At 49.6% G+C, this 20,800-nt stretch carries 16 protein-coding genes and 1 pseudogene; 8 read left to right on the forward strand and 9 right to left on the reverse strand.

Annotation, left to right across the window (positions count from 1 at the left end; all coding sequences use genetic code 11):
• Position 1 precedes the first annotated feature (1 nt).
• Positions 2–1,183 (reverse strand): MFS transporter, encoded by a 1,182-nt coding sequence (locus ACW9I6_RS01215; protein WP_457338735.1) that lies wholly within the window; start codon positions 1,181–1,183, stop codon positions 2–4.
• A 15-nt stretch (positions 1,184–1,198) separates the two neighbouring features.
• A complete protein-coding gene (locus tag ACW9I6_RS01220) occupies positions 1,199–2,191 on the reverse strand; it encodes a SphA family protein (RefSeq protein WP_457338736.1) in 993 nt (330 codons plus the stop codon).
• Positions 2,192–2,961: 770 nt separating this feature from the next.
• Here ACW9I6_RS01220 and ACW9I6_RS01225 point away from each other — a divergent pair.
• From ACW9I6_RS01225 to ACW9I6_RS01240, 4 genes are all read left to right on the forward strand, one after another.
• The gene (locus ACW9I6_RS01225) at positions 2,962–3,765 is read left to right on the forward strand and encodes a hypothetical protein (RefSeq protein ID WP_457338737.1); all 804 of its coding nucleotides are present in this window, start codon (positions 2,962–2,964) and stop codon (positions 3,763–3,765) included.
• A gap of 279 nt (positions 3,766–4,044) precedes the next feature.
• Complete coding sequence (locus ACW9I6_RS01230) at positions 4,045–5,577, forward strand: tyrosine-type recombinase/integrase (protein WP_457338738.1); 1,533 nt, start codon at positions 4,045–4,047, stop codon at positions 5,575–5,577.
• Entirely contained in the window at positions 5,570–7,855 is a 2,286-nt protein-coding gene (locus ACW9I6_RS01235) for a hypothetical protein (protein ID WP_457338739.1), read from the forward strand. The genes ACW9I6_RS01230 and ACW9I6_RS01235 overlap by 8 nt, the downstream gene beginning before the upstream one ends.
• Positions 7,856–7,898: 43 nt before the next feature.
• Positions 7,899–8,360, forward strand: coding sequence for a hypothetical protein (locus tag ACW9I6_RS01240; RefSeq protein ID WP_457338740.1), 462 nt, complete (start codon positions 7,899–7,901; stop codon positions 8,358–8,360).
• Positions 8,361–8,484: 124 nt separating this feature from the next.
• Here ACW9I6_RS01240 and ACW9I6_RS01245 read toward each other — a convergent pair whose 3' ends face one another.
• From ACW9I6_RS01245 to ACW9I6_RS01255, 3 genes are all read right to left on the reverse strand, one after another.
• Entirely contained in the window at positions 8,485–8,661 is a 177-nt protein-coding gene (locus ACW9I6_RS01245; RefSeq protein WP_457338741.1) for a hypothetical protein, read from the reverse strand.
• A 573-nt stretch (positions 8,662–9,234) separates the two neighbouring features.
• Positions 9,235–9,462 carry a nitroreductase family protein gene (locus tag ACW9I6_RS01250; protein ID WP_457338742.1) on the reverse strand — a complete coding sequence of 76 codons (228 nt, stop codon included), beginning with the start codon at positions 9,460–9,462 and terminating at the stop codon, positions 9,235–9,237.
• Between the two features lie 115 nt (positions 9,463–9,577).
• The gene (locus tag ACW9I6_RS01255) at positions 9,578–9,817 is read right to left on the reverse strand and encodes a hypothetical protein (RefSeq protein WP_457338743.1); all 240 of its coding nucleotides are present in this window, start codon (positions 9,815–9,817) and stop codon (positions 9,578–9,580) included.
• Positions 9,818–10,554: 737 nt separating this feature from the next.
• Between ACW9I6_RS01255 and ACW9I6_RS01260 the strand changes: the two genes are divergently transcribed.
• From ACW9I6_RS01260 to ACW9I6_RS01275, 4 genes and pseudogenes are all read left to right on the forward strand, one after another.
• Complete coding sequence (locus ACW9I6_RS01260) at positions 10,555–11,277, forward strand: response regulator (protein WP_457338744.1); 723 nt, start codon at positions 10,555–10,557, stop codon at positions 11,275–11,277.
• A gap of 1 nt (position 11,278) precedes the next feature.
• Complete coding sequence (locus ACW9I6_RS01265; RefSeq protein ID WP_457338745.1) at positions 11,279–13,621, forward strand: ATP-binding protein; 2,343 nt, start codon at positions 11,279–11,281, stop codon at positions 13,619–13,621.
• Positions 13,622–13,859: 238 nt separating this feature from the next.
• Positions 13,860–14,198 carry an IS66-like element accessory protein TnpA gene (locus ACW9I6_RS01270; RefSeq protein ID WP_457338746.1) on the forward strand — a complete coding sequence of 113 codons (339 nt, stop codon included), beginning with the start codon at positions 13,860–13,862 and terminating at the stop codon, positions 14,196–14,198.
• Positions 14,177–14,407, forward strand: a pseudogene (locus ACW9I6_RS01275) (IS66 family transposase); the annotation flags it as partial. The gene ACW9I6_RS01270 and the pseudogene ACW9I6_RS01275, both read left to right, overlap by 22 nt.
• A 307-nt stretch (positions 14,408–14,714) precedes the next feature.
• Here the strand turns inward: ACW9I6_RS01275 and ACW9I6_RS01280 are convergent.
• The 4 genes from ACW9I6_RS01280 to ACW9I6_RS01295 all read right to left on the reverse strand — a co-directional run bounded on the left by ACW9I6_RS01280 (position 14,715) and on the right by ACW9I6_RS01295 (position 20,009).
• A complete protein-coding gene (locus ACW9I6_RS01280; protein ID WP_457338747.1) occupies positions 14,715–15,623 on the reverse strand; it encodes a hypothetical protein in 909 nt (302 codons plus the stop codon).
• Between the two features lie 299 nt (positions 15,624–15,922).
• Positions 15,923–16,666: a molecular chaperone gene (locus ACW9I6_RS01285; protein WP_457338748.1), complete on the reverse strand. Its 744-nt coding sequence runs from the start codon at positions 16,664–16,666 to the stop codon at positions 15,923–15,925.
• A gap of 184 nt (positions 16,667–16,850) precedes the next feature.
• Complete coding sequence (locus tag ACW9I6_RS01290) at positions 16,851–19,361, reverse strand: TcfC E-set like domain-containing protein (RefSeq protein WP_457338749.1); 2,511 nt, start codon at positions 19,359–19,361, stop codon at positions 16,851–16,853.
• 150 nt (positions 19,362–19,511) lie between these two features.
• Entirely contained in the window at positions 19,512–20,009 is a 498-nt protein-coding gene (locus ACW9I6_RS01295) for a CS1 type fimbrial major subunit (RefSeq protein WP_457338750.1), read from the reverse strand.
• Between the last annotated feature and the right edge of the window lie 791 nt (positions 20,010–20,800).

Genomic DNA, 20,800 nt, shown 5'->3' on the forward strand with positions numbered 1-20,800 from the left:
TTCAGGCGGATTGGGTTGACAGGGCCTGCCCACAAGGCTTCACGCCTCGACGGAAACGGGCCACCACCAGGCACGAGATGATCAAGGCCAGCATATATGCGCAGGCGGCGAGCCAACCCACCGCGCGAAAGTGCCCTTCGCCGACTACTAGCGCGGCGCCAAAGGGGCCAAGGCCCTGACCGACGAAAATCGCGGCATTGCCAAGGCCGGCCAATCGACCGGTGGGGTCGAGTTCGGCGGCCATGGACAGCAGGTACGGCAAGCTGAAAAACCACACCATATGAATTAGGCAAGCCGTGGTGGCGAACGCCACGGTGCTGTCGCCGTAGACCATGATCAGGGTTGCCAGTAATGCGGTGCCGAAGCTCAACAGTTGCGGGAACAACAGCCCCAGACGCCGCCCGATCAGCCCGGAAAGGCCGGCACCCAGGGCGCCCGCCAGAATGCTGCCGCCGAGGATGGCACCGATCTGCTGGGGCTCCAGGCCCAGGCTTTTACCGATGCGTTCCTGATACACCCACAGGGCGGAGTGCCCGAAGAACAGCAGCGCGAACAGCGCGATCAGCAGCATCGACGTCAGCCCGAACGGGCGGGCTGCGCCATGGGCGATGCGTTGGACGTCCGGGTAGTGCCTGGGTATTCTCCAGCAGCCGAATGCGGCGAGCAGACTGGTGATGGCCAGCAAGCCAAAGGCGCCCCGTACGCCAAACAACTGCAGCAGCAGCGGCATCGAGGTCACCAGCAGCATGCCCCATAACAGGTTGCCGATATTGATCACCGCAAATGTCGCATCTTTGGACCTGCGCAGTGCCGCGGTCGCATACACCACCGCCATGACCGCGCCACCGCTGGCGCCGCAGATGATCCGGAGCAGCACCAGCCACGTCTGGCTGTGAAGCTGGGTGCTGACCAGGTTGCCGGCAGCCAATATCAATAAGGCCACCAGGGCAAAGCGGCGGCGGTCGACACGGGCCATGAGCAGGGCGCATACGCCGCAGGCGATGGCCATCGCGATCAGTTCGGCGGCGAAAATCACACCGATGGCATTGAGCGGCACACCCAGTTGATCAATCAACGCGCCGCCCAGAATCGGCTGGATCTGTAGCGTTCCCAGAGAAATGACCATCATCAGGCAAATAGCTCCCAGTGATTGCTTGCTGTCGATGGAGTCGAGCGCATTCATCACACATCACCTCAGTCAGAACTTATGGACGTAGCGAACTTGCACTGCGTAATCGGTCTTGCTGCGGTTCTCTACCCCGGTTTCTTTATAGGTATTGACCCAGAACGCCTTGTCTTCGGTAATTTTCCAGAACAGGCCGGGGCCAATGCCCAGTACTTTTTCGCGAGAATTACTCAGGCGGTCGCCGTTGACCTGGTCATCCGAAATCTGCCTGAAGTAATAGCCGTTGATCCCGACTGAAACCTTCGGGAACACCTCATACGAAGCCGTAAAGTTGGCCCAGGCCGATTGCCCCGATTGGGTGTCGCGCACCGGCCGTCCTTCAAAAACCTGCGTCGAACTGCTTGCCGGGTCGTTGTTCTTGAAGTTGTACAAGTAATTCAGGCGCCAGCTCACTTCCCAGCGCGGTGCCGGCATCAAGGTCGCGGCCCAGTAGGGGTTGAAAGAGAAGTAGTTGGAGCCGGTATTCAAGTCCTTGTGTTTGTCGAACTTGCCGGTGGGCAGGATCGTATCGAAGGCCACGCGCTGAACAAACACCGGCCGGCCTTCGGCATTGACGATCGGATCGAACTGGATCTGCGGGCCGACAGTGACGTCGCCCAGGCCAACGCCGTTGTCCTTGAGTTTGGCGCCGTTGTCGCCAAAGTCGCCGTCCAGCGAGATCACGGGTACCAACAGGCTCCAGCCCAGGTGCGCGCCGCCGCCGATGGTGTCGGGTGAGTAATAGCTGAATTGGTTGATCAAGCTAATGACATTGATCTTCGGGTTATCGAAGTTGCGGTTGTCCTTGCCGCCATTGTCACGAATGCTGCTGGCCGTACTGAATTTCAGATAGGTCTGATGCGTCAGCCCGGGAGGCCCGGCAAACCCGTCGTAGAAGCTGGTGCCGCCCAGGTTGATACCGCTGGGTTGGCTGACGGAGGGCGGAGGAGGGCCCTCTGCAGCATAGGCGGCAAGTGATACGAAGCTCAGAGCCAGGCACGCTGGCAAGGATGGTGTCAGTCTCATTGACGTCGCTCTATTATTGGAGTTGTGAGCTGGGGTTGCTTCCCCTGGCACTTCAACTTTAATTCTTGAGCTTTCCTGTTGCTTGAACCCAACGGTCAGAGTTGACTGACAGCGCCATATCGAAGGATCGATCTACCACAGGCCGGCAAAACCTAAAATAATCTGTGGACGTGGGTTTGTTTGCCTTGTTTCACGCGTGTGCCGAGTTCGCCAACTAGAACCGCGACTTGCGCCCGGTGCGCGGTGACTTCAGCACGGCGCTTTCAGGTCAGCACAATCCGTTTATCGGCAGCATCCATGGCCAGGATGTCTTTGGCCTGGAGTTGGCACATACGATGATATTGATCAGTGGTACGACATAGCCTTGGGCAAGGCGCCCGGGTTTATTTACAGCCGAATGAGCAATTTCACGGTTTTAGATAATTAGTAGTCGTATTTTTGGTATTTAGTTCGGTGCGCTCTTAGGCAGCTCATGAGCATTTCTAACATAGCACCTGGTTTAACATAATATACATTATGCGTAAGGCGAGCATGTTCGTGTGTGTTGCGTTACTCAGGAAATTACCTAGGCTCAACTGCAACGCTTCCTACCATAAGGAGCAGCTTCAGCTGTTGCGCTTATGCCTGTTGTTCATTTGAAAGACATTTCCGTGCCCTCCGGACTCGTTGGTTGGTTGTTGACCGATGACCGTGGACGACCACGCTATTGGTCGACAGTCTGGTCTGCACTGGACGGTGCGAGCTTGGCGCCGTCCACACTACGAACCCAATTGTCCGTGATCGAACAGCTGTACCAGTCAGCCAGACGGCTGTACCAGGCTGACTGCCTTGATTGCTTGATTGCGGAGCTCAAATTCGATGAGCTTGAAGCCTGTCTTGAGACGTTTTTCATCACGGCCAGAAATCATGGTGCCCAGACTGCCGCCAACTACCATCCCAACTGGCGTGTGGCCTACGTTTTCGTCAAAAGTTGTGTTCAGCGTCTGGTGAAAAGTCATGCCGATCCTGACATGCTTTGGCTGCTGAGCATGCGCCTGGAGCGTCTGGAGAAGCTGTTTGACTCGCTGGGTATGGCGCCCGCGCCGCCGGCAGAAATTGTCCGAGCGTTGCCAAGCCCAGTGCTGGATGAGTTTTACCAGATCATTGATCCGTACTCGGTTCGTAATCCCTTTAGAAACAGTACGTTACGCTGGCGTAATTACGTATTGTGCCTACTCATGTTGCATCTTGGATTACGCCGCGGTGAAACCCTCGTGCTGCCTATGGATGCATTAAAAAGCGAAAAACGCTTCACCCCGACCGTAGAAACTGTCAACTGGCTGAACGTCGGCGACAATCAGTATCAGCGTGATCCGCGCCAAGAACAGCCCAGCCTAAAAAACAACAATGCCGCCCGGCAGCTGCCTGTGCCGCCAGCGTTGGCCAGCCTCATCAGGACCTTTGTCGAGAGCTACCGACCTTCGACCCGACACAGCTACTTATTTTCCTCGCTGGAAGGCAATCCACTATCATTACGCCAGGTCAATGGTATTTTTGTCACCATCACAGGTGAGCTCACCACTGAAGCGCGCTAAACACTTCAGCGGTATCGCGGGGCCGGCCGCATTACACCGCACGATATGAGGCATACGTGTGCGACTGTCAGGCTTCATCAATTTGTAGAAAATGGCGACGACCTCGAGATGGCAATCCAGAGACTGCGAGCTTTTTTTGGCTGGGCCCGCACCTCGGATATGCCACGACGGTACGCACGAGCTTTTTTTGAGGATCGCTTAGCCACCGTTTGGAACCATGCATTTGACGTCCATGTCAGCCATCTGCGCTCCTGAAAGGGACAGATGAAGGAGCAACGCATGCAGCAGAGTCAGTCGGGCTTTCTTGGTAACGCAAAACTGCTAGAGGCGTTGGCTCCCCTGCCTCCCCTGCCCTCTGTAATCCGTTATTGGGATGATTTTGCAGACTGCTGGAAAACCATAAGAAATCCCGAGGAAAACGCATGGTCCTTTGAGGTTAATGGTGAGTTCCTAGAGTTTGATTTCAGTTCCTTTGACGGAGAATTGATACACCTAATGAAGTTGTGGCTTGCTCGTTCCGTCTCTGAATTGGCAGGCGCAACCATCAAAATGTATTTCCAGGCACTTCAGAAGCTCGATAATAGCCTTATATATACGACGCTAGACCTCTCACTAACCCTGCCTCTGAGTGTCGATGCTAAGTGGCGAGGCGAAATAGTTACGGCGTGTAATAACCATCAACTATGCGCGCTAAAGTCGCTACTGTTATTTTGCTGTAGTCAATCCGTGGGTGTTCTGAACAACGATTCCAGACCCCGAATTGCGTCACTTCGTCAACACCCCGTGGATAGGTACGCCAGTGTCCGGAGCGGTGACGTATTTTTTGATTCGTATGAAGACCGGAAAGTTATTGATTTTCTGGATTCGATCAATGACCTTTCAAAGCATGACTTGGGAAATGTCAAAATATCCCTTTTAATCAGCGCCTGTATTTTATGTATTTGCTATCAGCTTGCAATGCGCCCCAAGCAGATTGCAAAACTTAGAATCGAACATTTAAATATATTTAATTTTGAAAAATCCCACAGTGTGCAGTTGCGATTTTTTCGAGGAAAACAACGCAAGGGCACGCCACCTATCCCGATGTTACGAAAAATAAAGCGCGAGTGGGCGAATATATTTGTAGTGTTGCATCGCCGGCGAACCACGGACCAAGCGTACCCTCAAACACCCGGCGCTCTAACCGATTCCTTGTTTGGCCTGACGCCATCAGGCGTCGGCGCATCGCTAGCAAGACTCACCGCAGAACTTGGGTTGGATGGACGTAGTAGCACCGATTTCAGACATAGTGCTGCGCAACGTATGGTGGACGCTGGTGCCACCCAGGAAGAACTAGCTGAATACATGGGGCACAGCTGGTCAATGACAGGGCTGGTTTATTTTGAATCATCACCGACGCAGGCCGAACGAGTGAATCGGGCACTCGCTATTTCTCCGATATATAGCAAAATTGAACGTATTGCGAAAAACCGAACGATCAGTGCTGAGGATTTATCGAACGCACTACCCGTGCACCAAATAGGAGGCATGCCACACGGAATACCGATAGCGGGAATAGGCATGTGCACCCTTGGACAGGGACTTTGTGCAAAAAATCCGATATTGTCATGTTATGGCTGTGATCGTTTCTTAGCTGTCAAGAACGCGAAAATTCATGAAGAGGTTCTTGAGGGGCTGCGACCCGTTGTACTGCAATTTTACAATGCATCCAGAGGCGAGAACTATTCCCCCGCTTATTCACAGCTGCAAGGTGTTTTAGAACGGGTGGAAAGGATTATTGATGAGTTAAACGGTTCCGTCGATAATGAATAATAATTTTAGGAATTTTATTGAGGCAAACAAAATCCTTGCAATGTCTAAAGACGTCAACTGGGACATTCCGACCGCACCTGATGGAACCGTAAAAAAAGGTGAGGGATGGCCCCTATTCCATATGGCAGATAATCCCCGAGTCCCTTATTGGCTTGCGGACTTTGGGACCGACATAAAATGCCTGGCGTTGATCAACGAGGAGCGAAGCGCACAAGGAGTACCCGCAATCGCAAGGGCAAAGCTTACGAACTCGTGGCAGGACTTAATCAAAGCGTGCGCAATTCACTACATTTATGTGAAAGGTGTGTCCGCAGCGCATGCGAGCCAATACATTGTCCGAACCATTCGTATCATTGCATCTTGTTGTGGCAAAGCTGAGCCGTGGGAATTGAGTGTTGATCACATTGCGACTGCTCTTAAATACGCATCACTGTTACAGCCTTCCGGTCAACTGGCCAGAGGAATTAGAAATTCGGTACAGCATATATTTGACTTTCATTGTCTGGTTGATCGCACTCCTTTGTTGTCTGCAGTTAACGTCAAACGCCGTAACAGTCGCGAGGATACGTCTAATTTTCGACAAAACCTTTCGGAGCGCAAACGCACAGAGCGCCTTCCAGATTACAATGCATTCTGGGAACTGATCCGAATTGTTTTTACCGAAGATCCACAGACATTTTATGATGAGTTGCGGTTTGCGCAAGCTAAAATTCTGGTGCTCTGTGGGTTGCGAATGGGCGAAACACCACTTATACCAGTCGATTGGTGCCAGGAGTTCTCTCATCTGAGTAAAAAGGGCATTCCCGCAGGCGAGTTCGGCGGTATTTCGTCATCGATTGCTCTTAGATATTTTGTTGAAAAAAGAAGTATTTCGGATAAAGATGGGAAACTCTTATATCCGGATATACAGCACATTCCCGAGATGTTCAGGGAGATTATTATTGATTTTCTGAATCGGGTGCTCTTGCTCACCCAGCCGCTCCGCGCCACTCTTGAGAAACAGTATCAATCCAATCGGATTTTGGCTGACTTTCAACCGGACGAATTGGTGGCCGCAGCAGATCTATATCCGTATTTGACTGGCAATCCATTTGTATTTGAAGATGACGACGAAGTTCGATTAACTGCGCAGTATAGAAAAAATTATGACATTGGCGTACTGGACGAAATTGAGAGTCGACAGTTGTCATTAAAAGAACATGGAGGAAAAGTGAAGAATGTCGTGCGGCAGTATTTCGCCGTGCTGCGTAGAGGGTATGAATCGCTCACTCCTTTCCGCACAGTGTCCGGGGTGCCTTGTAAGGTAAATTTCAGAAAGGGGTACTTTAAGGTATCGGAGTTAGAGCAATTGGTGAGATTAAGAATGCCATCCAAGCTCTCACCTCTAAAGCCGTTGCGCACCGCTGCGGGCTCGATACCTCCCCATAATATGTTATTTCTTGCGCCCATACGCGCGCTATCAGAAGGAAGAAATGATGGGCTATGCGATATTCGAAAATACTGCTTTGTTGGAATCCTCGATACGGTCGATTTACGAAGCCACTATTACAAAAGTCAAACTTCAAACACCACTTTTTTTCAGCGGTATGGGCGCAATAAAGAAACCCAAAGCCTTACAATAAATAGTCATTCTTTTCGTCACGTTCAAAATAGTGAGCTCTTTAGGATGGGCGTAGCTGACACGATTATAACTAAGCGTTACGGCCGTCGCAGTGTTGAGCAGTCGTACCGGTACGATCACCGCAGCTTATTAGAAGAACTTGCTTCAATGGAACTACCGCACACGGCACTTGATATTATGCCAACAGGTAGTTCGCAAGTGCTAGAGATGATCCTAAGTGGCAAGGTATCCGGTCCGATTGTTGAAGAGTTTCGAGAGATTCAGGCGACAATGGGCGATGAGGCGGCATTTCTCTTTCTGGCGGGAGAAGCTGATGGGTTTCACGTTACGCCTTATGGATTTTGCATTAACAGTTTTATGACCAATCCTTGTCCAAAGCATTTAGAGTGTTACGGCGGCTGCCGTCATCTTTGCGTTACAGATCTGAAAAGTCATCAGCAAAATCTATTTGGGCTTCGTGAAAAAATCGCCTTAGCCGTTAATAAAATAGAGGCTCGATTCAGTGATAGTATCGGAAGAGCAAATCAATTGGATCATGCAAAAAAAACGTTAGAAAATATTGATAAAGCATTGGCATGTCGACCAGGTGAAAACCCTTTCCCAGATGGTCCGGATTTGTCGGTGCAGGTCCATCAAGTAGACTTATTTGAAGGCTAGCCGCTTTTGCGCTAAGCCCTGTTACGTGCCTAGCGGAGTCAATATGCCAGCACCGAGCAAGCCAGTACGCCGCACCGTAAATGCGGTTGATCTTGATGACAATCTACTTTGCGTTCTTGAGTCCATGCTGGAAAACGATGAGAGAATAACTGCCCATGCCATTGTGCGTAGAATGGAGAATCTAGGCGCCGTTTCCACTCTCACGCGGGACACATTTCGCAGAGACCTAATTGCTCACTATCAACAATTGCAAACGACCCGAAACCAATGGGTAGAACGAGCGAAAAAGAACTCTCAAAAACGGCTAATAGCCAGTCTTGCAATGAAAGACGAACGTATAGAAGATTTAGAGCGGCAAGTAGCTCTGCTCACGGCCTCTCACAAGGCTATTATCCTAGCTGTGGGCGAGTTGGGTGGTGTACGTGCATGGCAGCGATTTTTTCCTCATTACGATGAAGATACGCTGATGGTCCTGCCCAGCCTCAACGTGCATAGGCCTGACTAGACGCCGCTCTCCCCTCCCCTGATCGTCGCGACAAATTAGCTGAGCAGCCCCTTCCTTCTGTAATCAGTGCCTCGAGCCGGACAGGATGTAACCCTCCCCGGTAGTTGCTACTGGCAACACACGTTCAGGGCGATGGCTTCCCTTCTGCGTTGAGGCGACTTTTGGCGCGTGCAACAACGGCCATTGCTTCAGCAATGAAAGCGGCGTCACCTGTGTCGTGAGCATCAGCCAAAAAGACAGCTACGGCTTCTGAGTCCACGAGCAAGTCTGCTGGGTCATAATCATAAATTGGCTCTGTCATCTGATCACCTGGAGAGAATAATGAACCCGAAACCCAAAGCTAAAAATACGAGCTGGAATGTCAAACGCCAGTAGGCAGCTGATGCCACTGGCGATTTAATCATACCCCTGACTCACGATCTCCTATCGGCCATCAAGTTGGCCAGCGGCGACACACTCGACCAGGGAGTAAAACATAACGGCACGATAATCCTGACTGCTGTAGTTTCGTAAGATGAGCGACCCGCGTTACCCCAAAGAAATTTAAGATCCAATCGGTCAATTAAGTGAGCTATGCGAAGTTGCAATCCACTTGACCAAGCGTTTGCAATGGATCTGACCACCGATTCCATCGGATCTTACCAGCATGTTTAGTCAACATGATCGGCGGAGAGCTGCTCATTGCTGCCGGTGGCGACAGGCGGTCATCGACCCATAGCTGCCGGTGACGATAGTCAAAAACTCGAGGAGCACCGTCGCTTGGGGGCGCGTTACTGCAATCTGGCGAAAACTTGTGCAGCAATGGTCCCAGTGGTTTGCTGGCAGCGGTGCCTAAGTCATTACTTTTCGTACAGTGCTTAATGACCCGCGAGCGTCAAGAAGTCAGGCTTTTACACGCCAGGATTAGGTTGACGCTGACCAAATCCAGCGATCGCCGAAACCCCTCCTTCAACGGATCCAGCTCTAGTGCGTCCTCAATAGCTTGATCATTCATTGCGGCGCTGACACATGCACCAAGCCCCAAATCAGCGGCAGAAAGCGAGAGTGTCTGCAGTATCGTCATAACCTCGCCAATCAATCGTTGACGAACAAAATGACTCAATCTATTGGATCAACGTACAAATGGGTGCGCTAACGGCAAGCGGCCTCCCCAAGAAACCATATCCCGGCTGAGGTGAAGGGGCCTTTTTAAATAAGCCGCGAAATAATTCTGCAGGTTACTCCCTCGGTGCGCGCTCGGCTCGACCGATTGCGTCTGCCACTTCCTCAGCTAGTTCAGCACCTGCGGCAAATACCGCCTCCAGCGTTTGCTGCGCCTCATTGTGCAATCGCTGAATCTCCAGGGGCGTCGTCTGGACGGTATCAGCGTTGGCTAGCGCCGAAACGGCGGCATCCCAGGCTTGGCGGGCTACTTGATAGGCATTACTGGAATGCTTAAGGGATTTACTGTCAATCATAGGCAAAGTCGTGGCTCCTTTCACGCGCTGTTGAAGTCCATAGATAGCTGCGTTTCCAACGCGGCTTCCATTCCAGCCTATCAAAATAAATTCTCCCATACTTTAGGAACATTCCTAAAAAATAACCGTTGATTCGGCGAAATCTACGTGAATCAGCGGCCAAGCTTTTCGATGAGGAAACAGATGACCTCCGCGGAGACCGATTACGCAGGAAAACTTACACAGGCACCCCGCGAGCGTTTCCTGATCGAGACGGATTTCGCAGCTCATAAACGGTTATTTGGACGACAGAGCCCTTATATTGCATCAAGGGTGCAGTTATCGATACGATAATAATTTATGCGCAGAGTCCGAGCAACAATAGAGAGGGCAAACGCCATTGCAAGATGCACCAGAGGAAGAAGGGAAATGTGTATTATATTAGGGTCAAAGCGCACATTGACGTAGATGCCGAGTCGGGTTTAGTCCATAGCACTGTACGGTAAGACAGCGGACATTTTGCAGGTCGATCAGTTGCTGCTCGTCGAGAAAACTTACGTTTCTGGCAATGCGGGTCACACCTGAGCGGGCAATCGTCCTGAGCAACAGAATCGCTAATTGATGTGGTCAACTAGCGCGCGTATAAAAGGCACGGCAACGGTAGCTTGATCGCTCTGGCGCGTCCTCAAACCGAATACGCAAAAGCCCAGATGTGAACCAGGCTCACCGAACACACAGAAGCTATACTGGAATCGCCCATGCACCTTTCACACAGAGAAACTGGCATGTTTGCTAGAAGACCGATCAAAATCATGCTTTTAGACGACCATCCAGTCATGCTGTACGCCATGGAGTCGTACTTGGCGAACGTGTCCGATATTCTCATTGTTGGAAGCTATAGCAGCGCCCAAGCACTCCAAGCAGCACTCCACTCCGAACCTGTTGAAGTCATCGTACTTGACTATTCTCTGAGCCCCGATGAAGTGGATGGCCTAAGCCTCATCCGCGCATTAAAAATAAGCTTCCCCACCATTCGATTACTTATAATTTCAGCGTCGCACAATCCGGCCACTGTTGCCATGACCATACGTGGCGGCGCGGACGGGTTTATTGGGAAGGATGCGGACCTATCTCAGCTACCGATCGCTATACGCCTCGTGGCCACTGGAAAACGTTACTTGGCTGCAGACATGCTCAAGCGACTCCACGAAAATGAAACTTCGCTCGGTGACAATAAAAGCCAGCACCTCTCCGAAGGCGCAAGCACCATCGCTGCACTAATTAACAATTCAAAGCTGACCGCTCGAGAGCACGAAGTCCTTCGCTGCTTCCTGGACGGACTATCCGTCTCACAAATTGCACAAAAATTCTCACGAAGCGTCAAAACAATCAGTACTCAGAAGCAATCAGCCTTCCGAAAGCTAGGACTGAATAACGATAGCGAGCTCTACAAAGTACGTGATCAATTGGATGCACGCTAAAATGTTACGTATAATAGTATTAGCAATTTTGCTTATAGTCAGTAGCGCTATTTTCGCTGAGCCAGAAAAAATAAACTTAACTCAAGCCGAGCAACAATGGATCGAAAACCACCCAATAGTGCGTTACACCAGTGCAGCCAGCTTTATATCGGACAACAGATCATTCTACATTAATCAAATAGCCCTACTGAGTGGAATTCAATTTAAAAGAATAGACACTAACAGTTGGAGCGAAGCCAAAAAGCTTGTAAGCCTCGGAAAGCTTGATGTAATAACAGCCGTTACCATTAACCAGCTCGATCATGATTTTTTTAATACCCTCTTAAAATCAGATAATTACTATTTAACTTCAACAGTAGCTGTCACGCGCAAAAACGAGGTTTCTGACGTGGCGCCACTAAAGCTTGACGGCAAAACAGTGGCGCTCGTCGGAGGCAAAGTAATTAACGACTATCTTCGCCGCAACTACAAAAAAATCACTCTTCTAACGTATAACAACCCTACCCTCGCGCTTCAGGCATTGGCCGGCAAGCAAGTAGACGTTGTTATAGGATTAACTTTAGAGCTTGAGCCGATTATTAAAGATCATTTTTATGGTGTTTTTGAGTGGGCAGGGGTATTTCCCGGGATACCGGTCTCCTACGTAATGGGTATCAACGCATCGTCTCCAGAGCTAGCCTCGATTATCAGTAAGTCAATAAATTCTATCATTGCCTACCACGCCGAACGTACATTCGATCGGTTGTTGTTTGAAAGTAGCATGACTGCCCCTAGTTTGAATTCAGTCATAAGACACTATTCCATCGAGCTTATTACAGCCATCCTTGCCACTCTCGTCGTCGTGGCATTGGCGGTATACTCGAGGCGTGCTCAAAAAGCAGCGCAAAAAAGCGACGCAGATAAATCAGCATTTTTAGCGATGATGAGCCATGAGATTCGCTCTCCAATGAATGGAGTAATGTCTTCTATCGAACTCTTGCATACGACAAAACTAACTACCCAACAGAAAGATCTTTTAACATTGGCCATGAGCTCAGCCTCCAATTTGCTTGCACTATTGGACGACGTGCTGGACATATCAAAGCTTGAGGCCGGCATCATCACACCTGAATACTTGCCTACGAACATAAACAAACTAGCCCACAACCTCGTGAGTACATATAGAATCGCTGCCCTAAAACATCACACATCATTAAGCTTAAATACAAGCAACCTTACCAACATACTGATCGTCACCAGCTCGACTAGGCTCCAGCAGGTTTTATCTAATCTACTTTCCAACGCAATAAAATTCACACGGCATGGTAGTATAACGTTATCTATTGATTTTGACATCGCAACCCCAGGCTCGGGCCACTTAAAGATCAGAGTATCCGACACTGGGATTGGTATTGATAAATCGCATCAAGGAAAACTGTTTCAAGCGTTTGTTCAAGTTGACAGCTCCATTACTCGCCGATATGGCGGTAGCGGATTAGGTCTTTCTATTTGCAAACAGCTAGTAGAATTGATGGGTGGCCAAATAGGCTTAGACAGCGAACTAGGAAAGGGTACACAGGTGAGCATTACCCTTCCTGTCGAGTTCAAGCACAAAACTGAAGCAGCAGTAACCTCCCACTTGATACAACCACAACCAAAAACTTTCCCTCTTCCTGTGACTCAACTCCAAATATTAGTTGTTGAGGATAACCCCGTGAACCAGAGGACTATTGATTTACAGCTCACAGAACTCGGCTATAGTGCGCTGATAGTCGAAAACGGCTTAGAGGCACTCAACGTTTTAGAGCGTAAGCGCGATAAAATTGCAATTGTCCTTTTGGACTGCCACCTGCCTGATATGGACGGTTATGAGGTGGCACGTCGCATGCGACAACAAAGGTCACTCGGCTTTACCCACCTTCCCATTATCGCCATTTCTGCCTCAACCAATACAGAACATCAAAAAAAATGCATGGATAGCGGCATAGACGACAGCCTTCCAAAACCATTAAGCCTACCAAAGCTTAGAAAACTTATAGAACTTTGGGCGCCGCCACCCGAGGCTGCGCGAAGCGCTGCATCTATGACTGCACGCTCTGAATCTTTAAATACTTTATTCATCAGGACAAGCCTAGAAGATATCGTCAACTTACGAGAGGCTTTAGAAACCAAAGACTTAGCTCGGGCGCGCTATTATGCGCACAGACTGCATGGCTCAGCCCTCGCAACTAACACCCAAACAATTGCAAAGGCAGCTAAAAAACTAGAAGATATACTTGATAACCCCGAATCAACCAGCGACGGTCTGCTGAATCGCGTAGATTTCATCGAGAAATCCCTTCGCCGCATAATCTCAACAGATTAACGTAGGTCCTCCGCCCAAGGAGGTGATCAAACTGCCATAATTCCATAGGGAAACCAACCAACGTTACCGCAGCGGACTTTATAGGTCATACCTAGCATCATAAAGCACCCTTCTTCAACCAGGAGCAATAATCTTTCTGAACTGTCCGTGCAGCACATCTTCCTAAAAACGTTGCTGAGGTTACGGGATCCATCTAAATATAAATGGGCACCATTCTTAGCTATATAAGCGGATGCACATGACGCAACAAATTCATTCTTCTTCCAAACTCTTTAAGGCCCAAGTTATTGCCGAATGTGCTCGGACCAACAACTCGACAGCTCACGTCGCCTTGACCCATAACCTCAATACTAACTTCGCCCATAAATGGATTCAGGTGCATGCTCAGAAAAACCTAGCACTGCAGACTGTCTTAATTCCGGTCAAACCCGCGTCGTTGATAACGACGTATCAAGTTCCTCCGGCTACGGTCCTAATCGAAGTGCCGTATTCAAAAGGTGTATTAGTTGTGCGTGAGCCGGCAAAAATGCAGGGGTCGGCGATCGTCAAACCTCGGATTACAGCCTCAAGCGCTTGATAGCGCTGACGCGCTATCTCGGAGAAGGGGCAATGCCCATCGGTCTCAACTGGTGTAAGAATCAAACCCGACCATTGGCCCTTGGACGCTCGAATTGGCTGTTCGTTTGCTCTTTGCGCAGTGGCAAACGTGCGGCGGCAATCATGATTTTGATCCAGTCGGCGCGGCTCACTGGCGGTGTCGCTCATGAACCGCGCAGGTTAATCAAGTCAAGGGCAGTAATTAGAGTGATCAAAGTCGCAAGCGCTGTCACGGCTTATTGGTGAGCAAAGGGCGTGATATCTATAACCTTTGGCACTGTTGTGGCTAATATCGGGTGTAGTCGTTTTGAATTATTCCGAGGTGTAGCACTTATTTAATCAGACACGGCCAGCAGCTCAGGAAATCACGTCAACTAACTGCGTAAATAGTTAGGTAGGCATCGCATAGCCGAGCTTTTGGAAGTTCTTCTTTATGTCCTGGTAGCACGATGGAAGACTTTAAAGATCCTTCTAAGGAGGTCGTGCTTTCAGCAATTTAGATTTGAGAATCCCAAACCACCGTTACATTACCAGAATAGCGGCTGCCTGCGAACTCGCTCATTTTTTTTACGCTGTCCTGATTGACCTGAAAATGGAGTTCTGCACGTGCGTTGTCTACATAAAAGACTGGATGAAAGATCGTAGCGCCATTATTACTAAGTAGGTGACGATTAACGGGGCTGTGGTTTTTTTCAACTATGCCTGCAGGGAGGGTTACACGGGTTTCAACCGGCACGCGGTGGCCTGCGTCATTCTGGATGCCGCACCCGTCGTTAACAGCGTACTGGCATCGTAATAGCATCTTGAATCGCGGCGAGGACCATACTTGAAAAGTTTGGTTGGCAGACAGATTTTCTGGGCGGCGCCCCCGGTGTACCCACTGTTGCCAGCCACCGTCGGGATTTAACGAAAGTCGCTCTGCGCCAGGGGGAAATTTAACTTTTAGAACGTGTTGAACTTCGATTTTAAAATTTATCTGTATTAAGGAGGTCGTTGGCTTCATGACGTCGCCAAAATCAATGTCCTGCCGTGGACCAACAGTTAAGCTGGTTACACCTTGGTAGGTACCTGACTCCATCGACAAAGGATCAGGAGTCTCTAACTGATAAGCGATATTTACTGTATTCATCCGAAAGTTTTGAATGTACGTTTTGGATCTCTTTGCGCATTGTTGGCTGGACGGTGTCTTCCAAAAAAATTCATATGTATAACCTGATAATTTATTTCCAAGTGCAGAAAGACATGGAGCAGGAGCATTATTCCAATCCCCCCCTTCCCAATGTTGACCGGTATTACTCACGACATGCCTTGCACCTAAACCGGTGATTCTCATTTTGACGATCTTATAATCTCCAGATTGGGAGGTAACACGAATTTCCCTCCATGATGCAGGTACTCTGATCATTCCTCCTTTTCGTGGATCGGTATGATTTGCGTAAACATCCTGAGCTCTAAATGTTACGGGCAACTTTACGCTAAACCAATTGGAATTCTTACAATCAGCGGACCTCTGTACACAGTAACCCCAATTAGGAGTCGTATTTATTATTTTATTAAGCTGCGGATTCCTTGGGTCAGGAGAGTACTTCGCTGTTAGGTTGATTTGTGACGCTAACACTTGATTCGAGGCGATTGCTGCGATAGCTATAAAGACTACCTTTATGAATAAAGTTAGACCGGTAGTGTGCTCGATTTTGGACTTCATCATTTTTCAATCACCATGGTTTTTTTAGAGGCGCCCTCTATCAATTCATAGCTATAAATACGGCCTGCTACTTTCGTAAAACTGAAGGTTCTCCCGGGCAGCACATGATGCTTGCTTGTCGCCTGACAAGCGCTTTCTTTTTTAATTGAACAATCCTTGAATTCATCTAATTCTATCGTGCTGTTACCGGCGTTTTTCACATAGTATTCGACAGAACTATTTTGAATTATCGTATCGAAGCGGGTGTGCTTAGGGCGCACAAAAAATATAGCGCCATAACCGGTCATGATATTGACCCCTGCAGACATAGACTGCTTATATACCTCACGCTCTGTTTCGGTCACATTGAACTGGTCTTCCTTTTCCGGAACTACGGGTACAAAGCGCACGCGGTAGTAACGTTCTTGATCACGATCACCAACGTACAGTAGACGAGTGGCCTGCATCCCCTTCGCCGGCACGATCAGTCGGGCGGGGCTGGCAATCAGCCCCTTACGTTGCGCAGTGTCGGTAGCTAAGTCGTGCAACGGCGACTCTGTGGCGTTACCTTTTGCGTCGAAGTTCATTTCAAAAATATTAACCCGAACAAAAGCAGTGCTATCACCTCCATTGTAAACACGTTTGAGGTAAGTACTTTTTTCTGCGTCCATATAATCGTAAACGTTGCCTATATTGATACTTGGACCTGCCTGGATAGCGGTTGCGCAAAAGCTCAACAGCAATGCGGATACCAACTTTTTCATAGGGGGAAGCCTCTTTAACTAAAATTCTGGTTTTCGCTTTTCTACGCCAAGATACTGCTAATAGCAGAAGTACTTGTAGAGTTCGCACGACGCTGTACTTAAAACATGCTCCATGTGATTACGTTCAGGAATACGGGAGACACCAGACGAGGTTGTCTCCAGTACACCCTTGATTTACTCCAGTTTATCCTTTAGCCAGCTGACTAGAGTTGCTGCCTTCGACACAGCGCAGATCACCAGCCATCAACACATCGCCTTCACTAGGGAGGGTTTCAGGATCAAGGGCAAACTGGCACATAACTCGTTCATTACGGATAACTTCTAAAGTTGGAGTGTTGGCACTCATCTCCATGGAGAAGAAACCGTCGACCTCGGTCACGCCGCGGCTGGCATGGTTGATCACATGGTGTCCCTTCAAGGGCAATCCTTGATCGTCTACAAGGCGCCCCAATACGGTGAGCGTTTTCATCACGCGGATCCGCTGGTACGCCACACCACCTTTGTTCAGGTGGTAATTAGTGCGGGACGGTTGGATGGTCGCCGCAGGAGCATCTGTACCCTGGAAGTCGAACTGTATAGTGCTGCCCTTGTAGGCTGTGACGGATACCACGTTACGTCCAGGCTTAAGCACCGCACCGCTGCCGCTTAAATCGTCGGCGCGTAGCTCGATTTCATCGACGTCCGACTCCACATCGATGATCATCCCCGCTTGATTGCCCATGTATTGCCCGGTCAAGACCATTTTGTTAGATCCCACCATCAGATTGCTATCCAGATTCAAGCTTCCGGACAGCGCTTGGTTATAAGATGATCGCTGCATTTGTATATTGCCGGAGGCTAGCCCTGTTTGGAGCTGCGCGGAGCCAGTCAGCCCAGTACCGTAAGTATCGCTCTGCACCGTGCCATGGATACTGCGTATCGGTCCGAGTTTTATGTCCTGCTGGTAACCTAGGCTGGCATTACGATCGGTTTTTCCCGAACGCGATGCCCGCGAGCCAACACTCGCGCTAATATGCTTGCCATCACCACCTAGAGCTAAGTTAAGGCTCAGATCAACCCCGCGGTTACGTTGATTGCCCGTGCTGGTGGACCCTGGGCGATCAAAGATTGAAAAACCCCAGTTGGCAATATACCCAAATAGCTTCGCATCACGCTGCCATCCTAGTTCAAGTCCCAGGCCTTCGACTTGTCCTTCACTATGGGATAAGCGAGCATTCAAATTGTCATGCCTTCCCAATCGGTGACCAATATTTATTGACGAATTGCTGACGTTTCCGTTGTAGGTGTTTCGCCGCCGCAGACGACTACCATCAGATTGGATTTCCCAAGTGTTCCGGTTGTCTAACCAACTACGGTTATGACTGAGAATAATGTTGCCTGAGCCGTAGTCGTGCAGCGCTTGCACATCCATCCCAACGCCACGATCCTGAGCCTGGTAAACGCTAGTATAAAGGCTTGAACTCTCGCTTATACCTAGATCTAAAGAGGTACCTAGCTGATCTTGTCCCTTAACTTGGCGTGCCGACATTCCGACCACTGCACGCGGGTGCAACAGGTAGTTGACTGCTGCACCGACGGTAAGACCACCGTCGTCTCGGGTATCCCAACTATTGAGCAGTTTACTTTCACGACCGAAGAAAATATTGTAACGCCAGCGCTGATCCAGATCGCTCCAGTTGTTCGGTTTGTATACCAACTCGTCGCTGCGCGAAGTAACGACACCGTCTTCTATTAGACGCACCTCAATGTTGTATATTCCGCTCGGAAAGGTGCGGGTATCTAGAGATTGCAGGCCGGGTTGGACCTGCTGACTATTAATCAGTGCGCCATTACGATAAATCTCAACTGTGGCGTCGCGATTGGCTGTGACGTAAAGCGGGTACGCCGACGGCTTAGGACTATCCTTCGCCAGACTGTCGGAGCTGCCTAGCATTAGCCCCAGCGCGGTATCGGGACCGTTGCCATAGGAACGTGGTTGCCGACTTAACCCAATGGAGTCTGGCGTAAAATAGCCAATGCGCAGAAAGTTTTTCTGCCACTCTTTCTGCGCATGCAGTTCGTATACTGAATGCTGAATCTTATGTTGCTGCCCCCCGTCTTTAGTCAGCTGACCATTGAAAGTTTGCGTCCAAGTGCCCAAGCTGGAGATGGCTTGCAGGTCATATCTGCCGGAGAGTTCCTGTTCTTGTCCGCCGGAAAGATTCAGTTGATTGCGCAACATAAGTCCACTGCTTCCGTTTTCTGGTAGCACATAATGATCGCTGATTGTAGCGTCGCGTTCAGCATTGTTACTGAGGAGTGATAGCTCTGAGTTTTCCAGGCTGTAATGTACGGCTAGCAGCCCTTCGTCGCATTCGGTCTGGCACTCTCCAAGCGCCACACCTTTCTGTAGTATTGCCTGCCATTTCTCGCGTTCAGCAGTGTCTATATCGCTGTCACGTGTATCGTTGAAATCAAGTAACGTTACATGTTCGTCCTGTGACAATACGACCATTGCTTCGCCTAGCACCTTGCGATTAAGCATTACCCTTACTGCCAAAGGGACGTCGAAAAAGTGCTCATGGAACTCCTTAGGCAGCCCCTCGGCCTGGGCCATTAAGCTTAGATGGCGCGAAGTTGCCCCGGATGAATGGAGAGGCGCCCCTAGAAGTATAGCCAATGCAATTATAGTGAGTGGGTATGAGGAACGAAACATAGCAGGTAGCCGAATTTTAGATAAGGGGATACCCCCAGTAGACGAGGGCATCCACCAACAGGCGCGTGCAAGCCAGTCCGAATATTTCTATTGGCGGAGGCTAAGAGCTTGAGCGGAAGATATAAAAATAGGCGAACTTAATTTTTTAATTTAAAGTCCGCCGGCGTTGACAACCGCATCAAACGAAAGGTTCACATTCCCCGCATACTTACCTGCGACGTAGCCATCGCTTGGTTTGGTTGGAATAATTTCCAAGTTTGCAGTACTGTGGCTTTTAGCTTGTGCAGCCGAGATAACTTCTGTAGGGTTGGTATTCACTTCAATATTATTAAACTTAACAGTGAGTGGGATATTGTCAGACGAGCTCGCCAAAATCGCTGACGAGGTCAGTTGCGCTGTAATAGAACCAGCTATATGTTTGACATCGAACGATTTTCTTAAATTCCCCAGCTCCTCAGTGATTACATTGTAACCAAGTTCCTGACGAGTCCCGATCCAGTCTTTATCTGACGGCACAACATAAAACTCGCTAGTGGGAACGGTAGCCTGCAGCATAATGGTGTGCTCGATTGGATCCGCAGCCTGTACAGAAGCTGCCACGGCCACAAACGAGAAAGGTACAAAAAAGGTTTTTTTCAAGATTGCCATTAAATGACTCCGATTAGTTAAACTTAGATCGAGGCTTCCACCTCTATTAATCGCACTCGTAATTACTCTGCTGAGCAGCTTGAGCAGCGAAGGCGTGCATATTAACCGCGAGGGAAGCGCAATCAAATCGGAAACGTCCTAAATTTCAGCTCTAGTTTTATTTAGCGTAACCTTTTGTCGCTAGTTGAAAACCGGCCCCTTCTATTGAATTTAACTAAGCGCGGATCGTTAATTCTTCATCAATCAATTATGGAAAAACTTATCGGCATTATCCCGTTAACATAGGTACTCTCGCTACGCTACCCAGCATTGTGGTTGCGGGGCCCGCTCTTTTAGCCAAAACGGGAACTCCGCGCCAAGTGCGCTAACTTGAGTCCTTGCCGTGCATTACTACTGAGCGCATTGAAGGGTTAGCTCTGGTTGTTCTCGACGCCACAGGCGAAATCTCGTGAAGGTATCTGTGAGTAGTCGCTATCGTGTCAACAGCGGGGAGATGCGTTGGCCTCGGCAAGGCATCGGTTTCGCGATAGTGGCAGCCTATCCATGCCAGGAAGATCTTGCCGCGGCCCGATTGCGGGAAGTCTCGCTGGACCTGCGCCGCTGCCATTGCTTGACACGTACAGCTACCGGCATTCCGTGACTGCGCGGGTTCGGGCGTTTCTGGAATTTAGACAGCTGCGGTTGGAACGAGCTGGGACCGGCTCAAGAAGAAAGTAGAAATGAGGGCGGCGATCGCACAGCCTAGGTCCTGCCCCAGGTCGTTTCATGCCTTTATGCGCCTTACGAGCTAT

Source organism: Pseudomonas sp. SDO5522_S412 (assembly GCF_054071215.1).

Bases quoted from the DNA above. Each gene is read 5' to 3' on its own strand.
- ACW9I6_RS01215 (WP_457338735.1), bottom strand. From the start codon at position 1,183: ATGAATGCGCTCGACTCCATCGACAGCAAGCAATCACTGGGAGCTATT.
- ACW9I6_RS01220 (WP_457338736.1), bottom strand. From the start codon at position 2,191: ATGAGACTGACACCATCCTTGCCAGCGTGCCTGGCTCTGAGCTTCGTA.
- ACW9I6_RS01230 (WP_457338738.1), top strand. From the start codon at position 4,045: ATGCAGCAGAGTCAGTCGGGCTTTCTTGGTAACGCAAAACTGCTAGAG.
- ACW9I6_RS01235 (WP_457338739.1), top strand. From the start codon at position 5,570: ATGAATAATAATTTTAGGAATTTTATTGAGGCAAACAAAATCCTTGCA.
- ACW9I6_RS01240 (WP_457338740.1), top strand. From the start codon at position 7,899: ATGCCAGCACCGAGCAAGCCAGTACGCCGCACCGTAAATGCGGTTGAT.
- ACW9I6_RS01245 (WP_457338741.1), bottom strand. From the start codon at position 8,661: ATGACAGAGCCAATTTATGATTATGACCCAGCAGACTTGCTCGTGGAC.
- ACW9I6_RS01255 (WP_457338743.1), bottom strand. From the start codon at position 9,817: ATGATTGACAGTAAATCCCTTAAGCATTCCAGTAATGCCTATCAAGTA.
- ACW9I6_RS01260 (WP_457338744.1), top strand. From the start codon at position 10,555: ATGCACCTTTCACACAGAGAAACTGGCATGTTTGCTAGAAGACCGATC.
- ACW9I6_RS01265 (WP_457338745.1), top strand. From the start codon at position 11,279: ATGTTACGTATAATAGTATTAGCAATTTTGCTTATAGTCAGTAGCGCT.
- ACW9I6_RS01270 (WP_457338746.1), top strand. From the start codon at position 13,860: ATGACGCAACAAATTCATTCTTCTTCCAAACTCTTTAAGGCCCAAGTT.
- ACW9I6_RS01280 (WP_457338747.1), bottom strand. From the start codon at position 15,623: ATGATCAGAGTACCTGCATCATGGAGGGAAATTCGTGTTACCTCCCAA.
- ACW9I6_RS01285 (WP_457338748.1), bottom strand. From the start codon at position 16,666: ATGAAAAAGTTGGTATCCGCATTGCTGTTGAGCTTTTGCGCAACCGCT.
- ACW9I6_RS01290 (WP_457338749.1), bottom strand. From the start codon at position 19,361: ATGTTTCGTTCCTCATACCCACTCACTATAATTGCATTGGCTATACTT.
- ACW9I6_RS01295 (WP_457338750.1), bottom strand. From the start codon at position 20,009: ATGGCAATCTTGAAAAAAACCTTTTTTGTACCTTTCTCGTTTGTGGCC.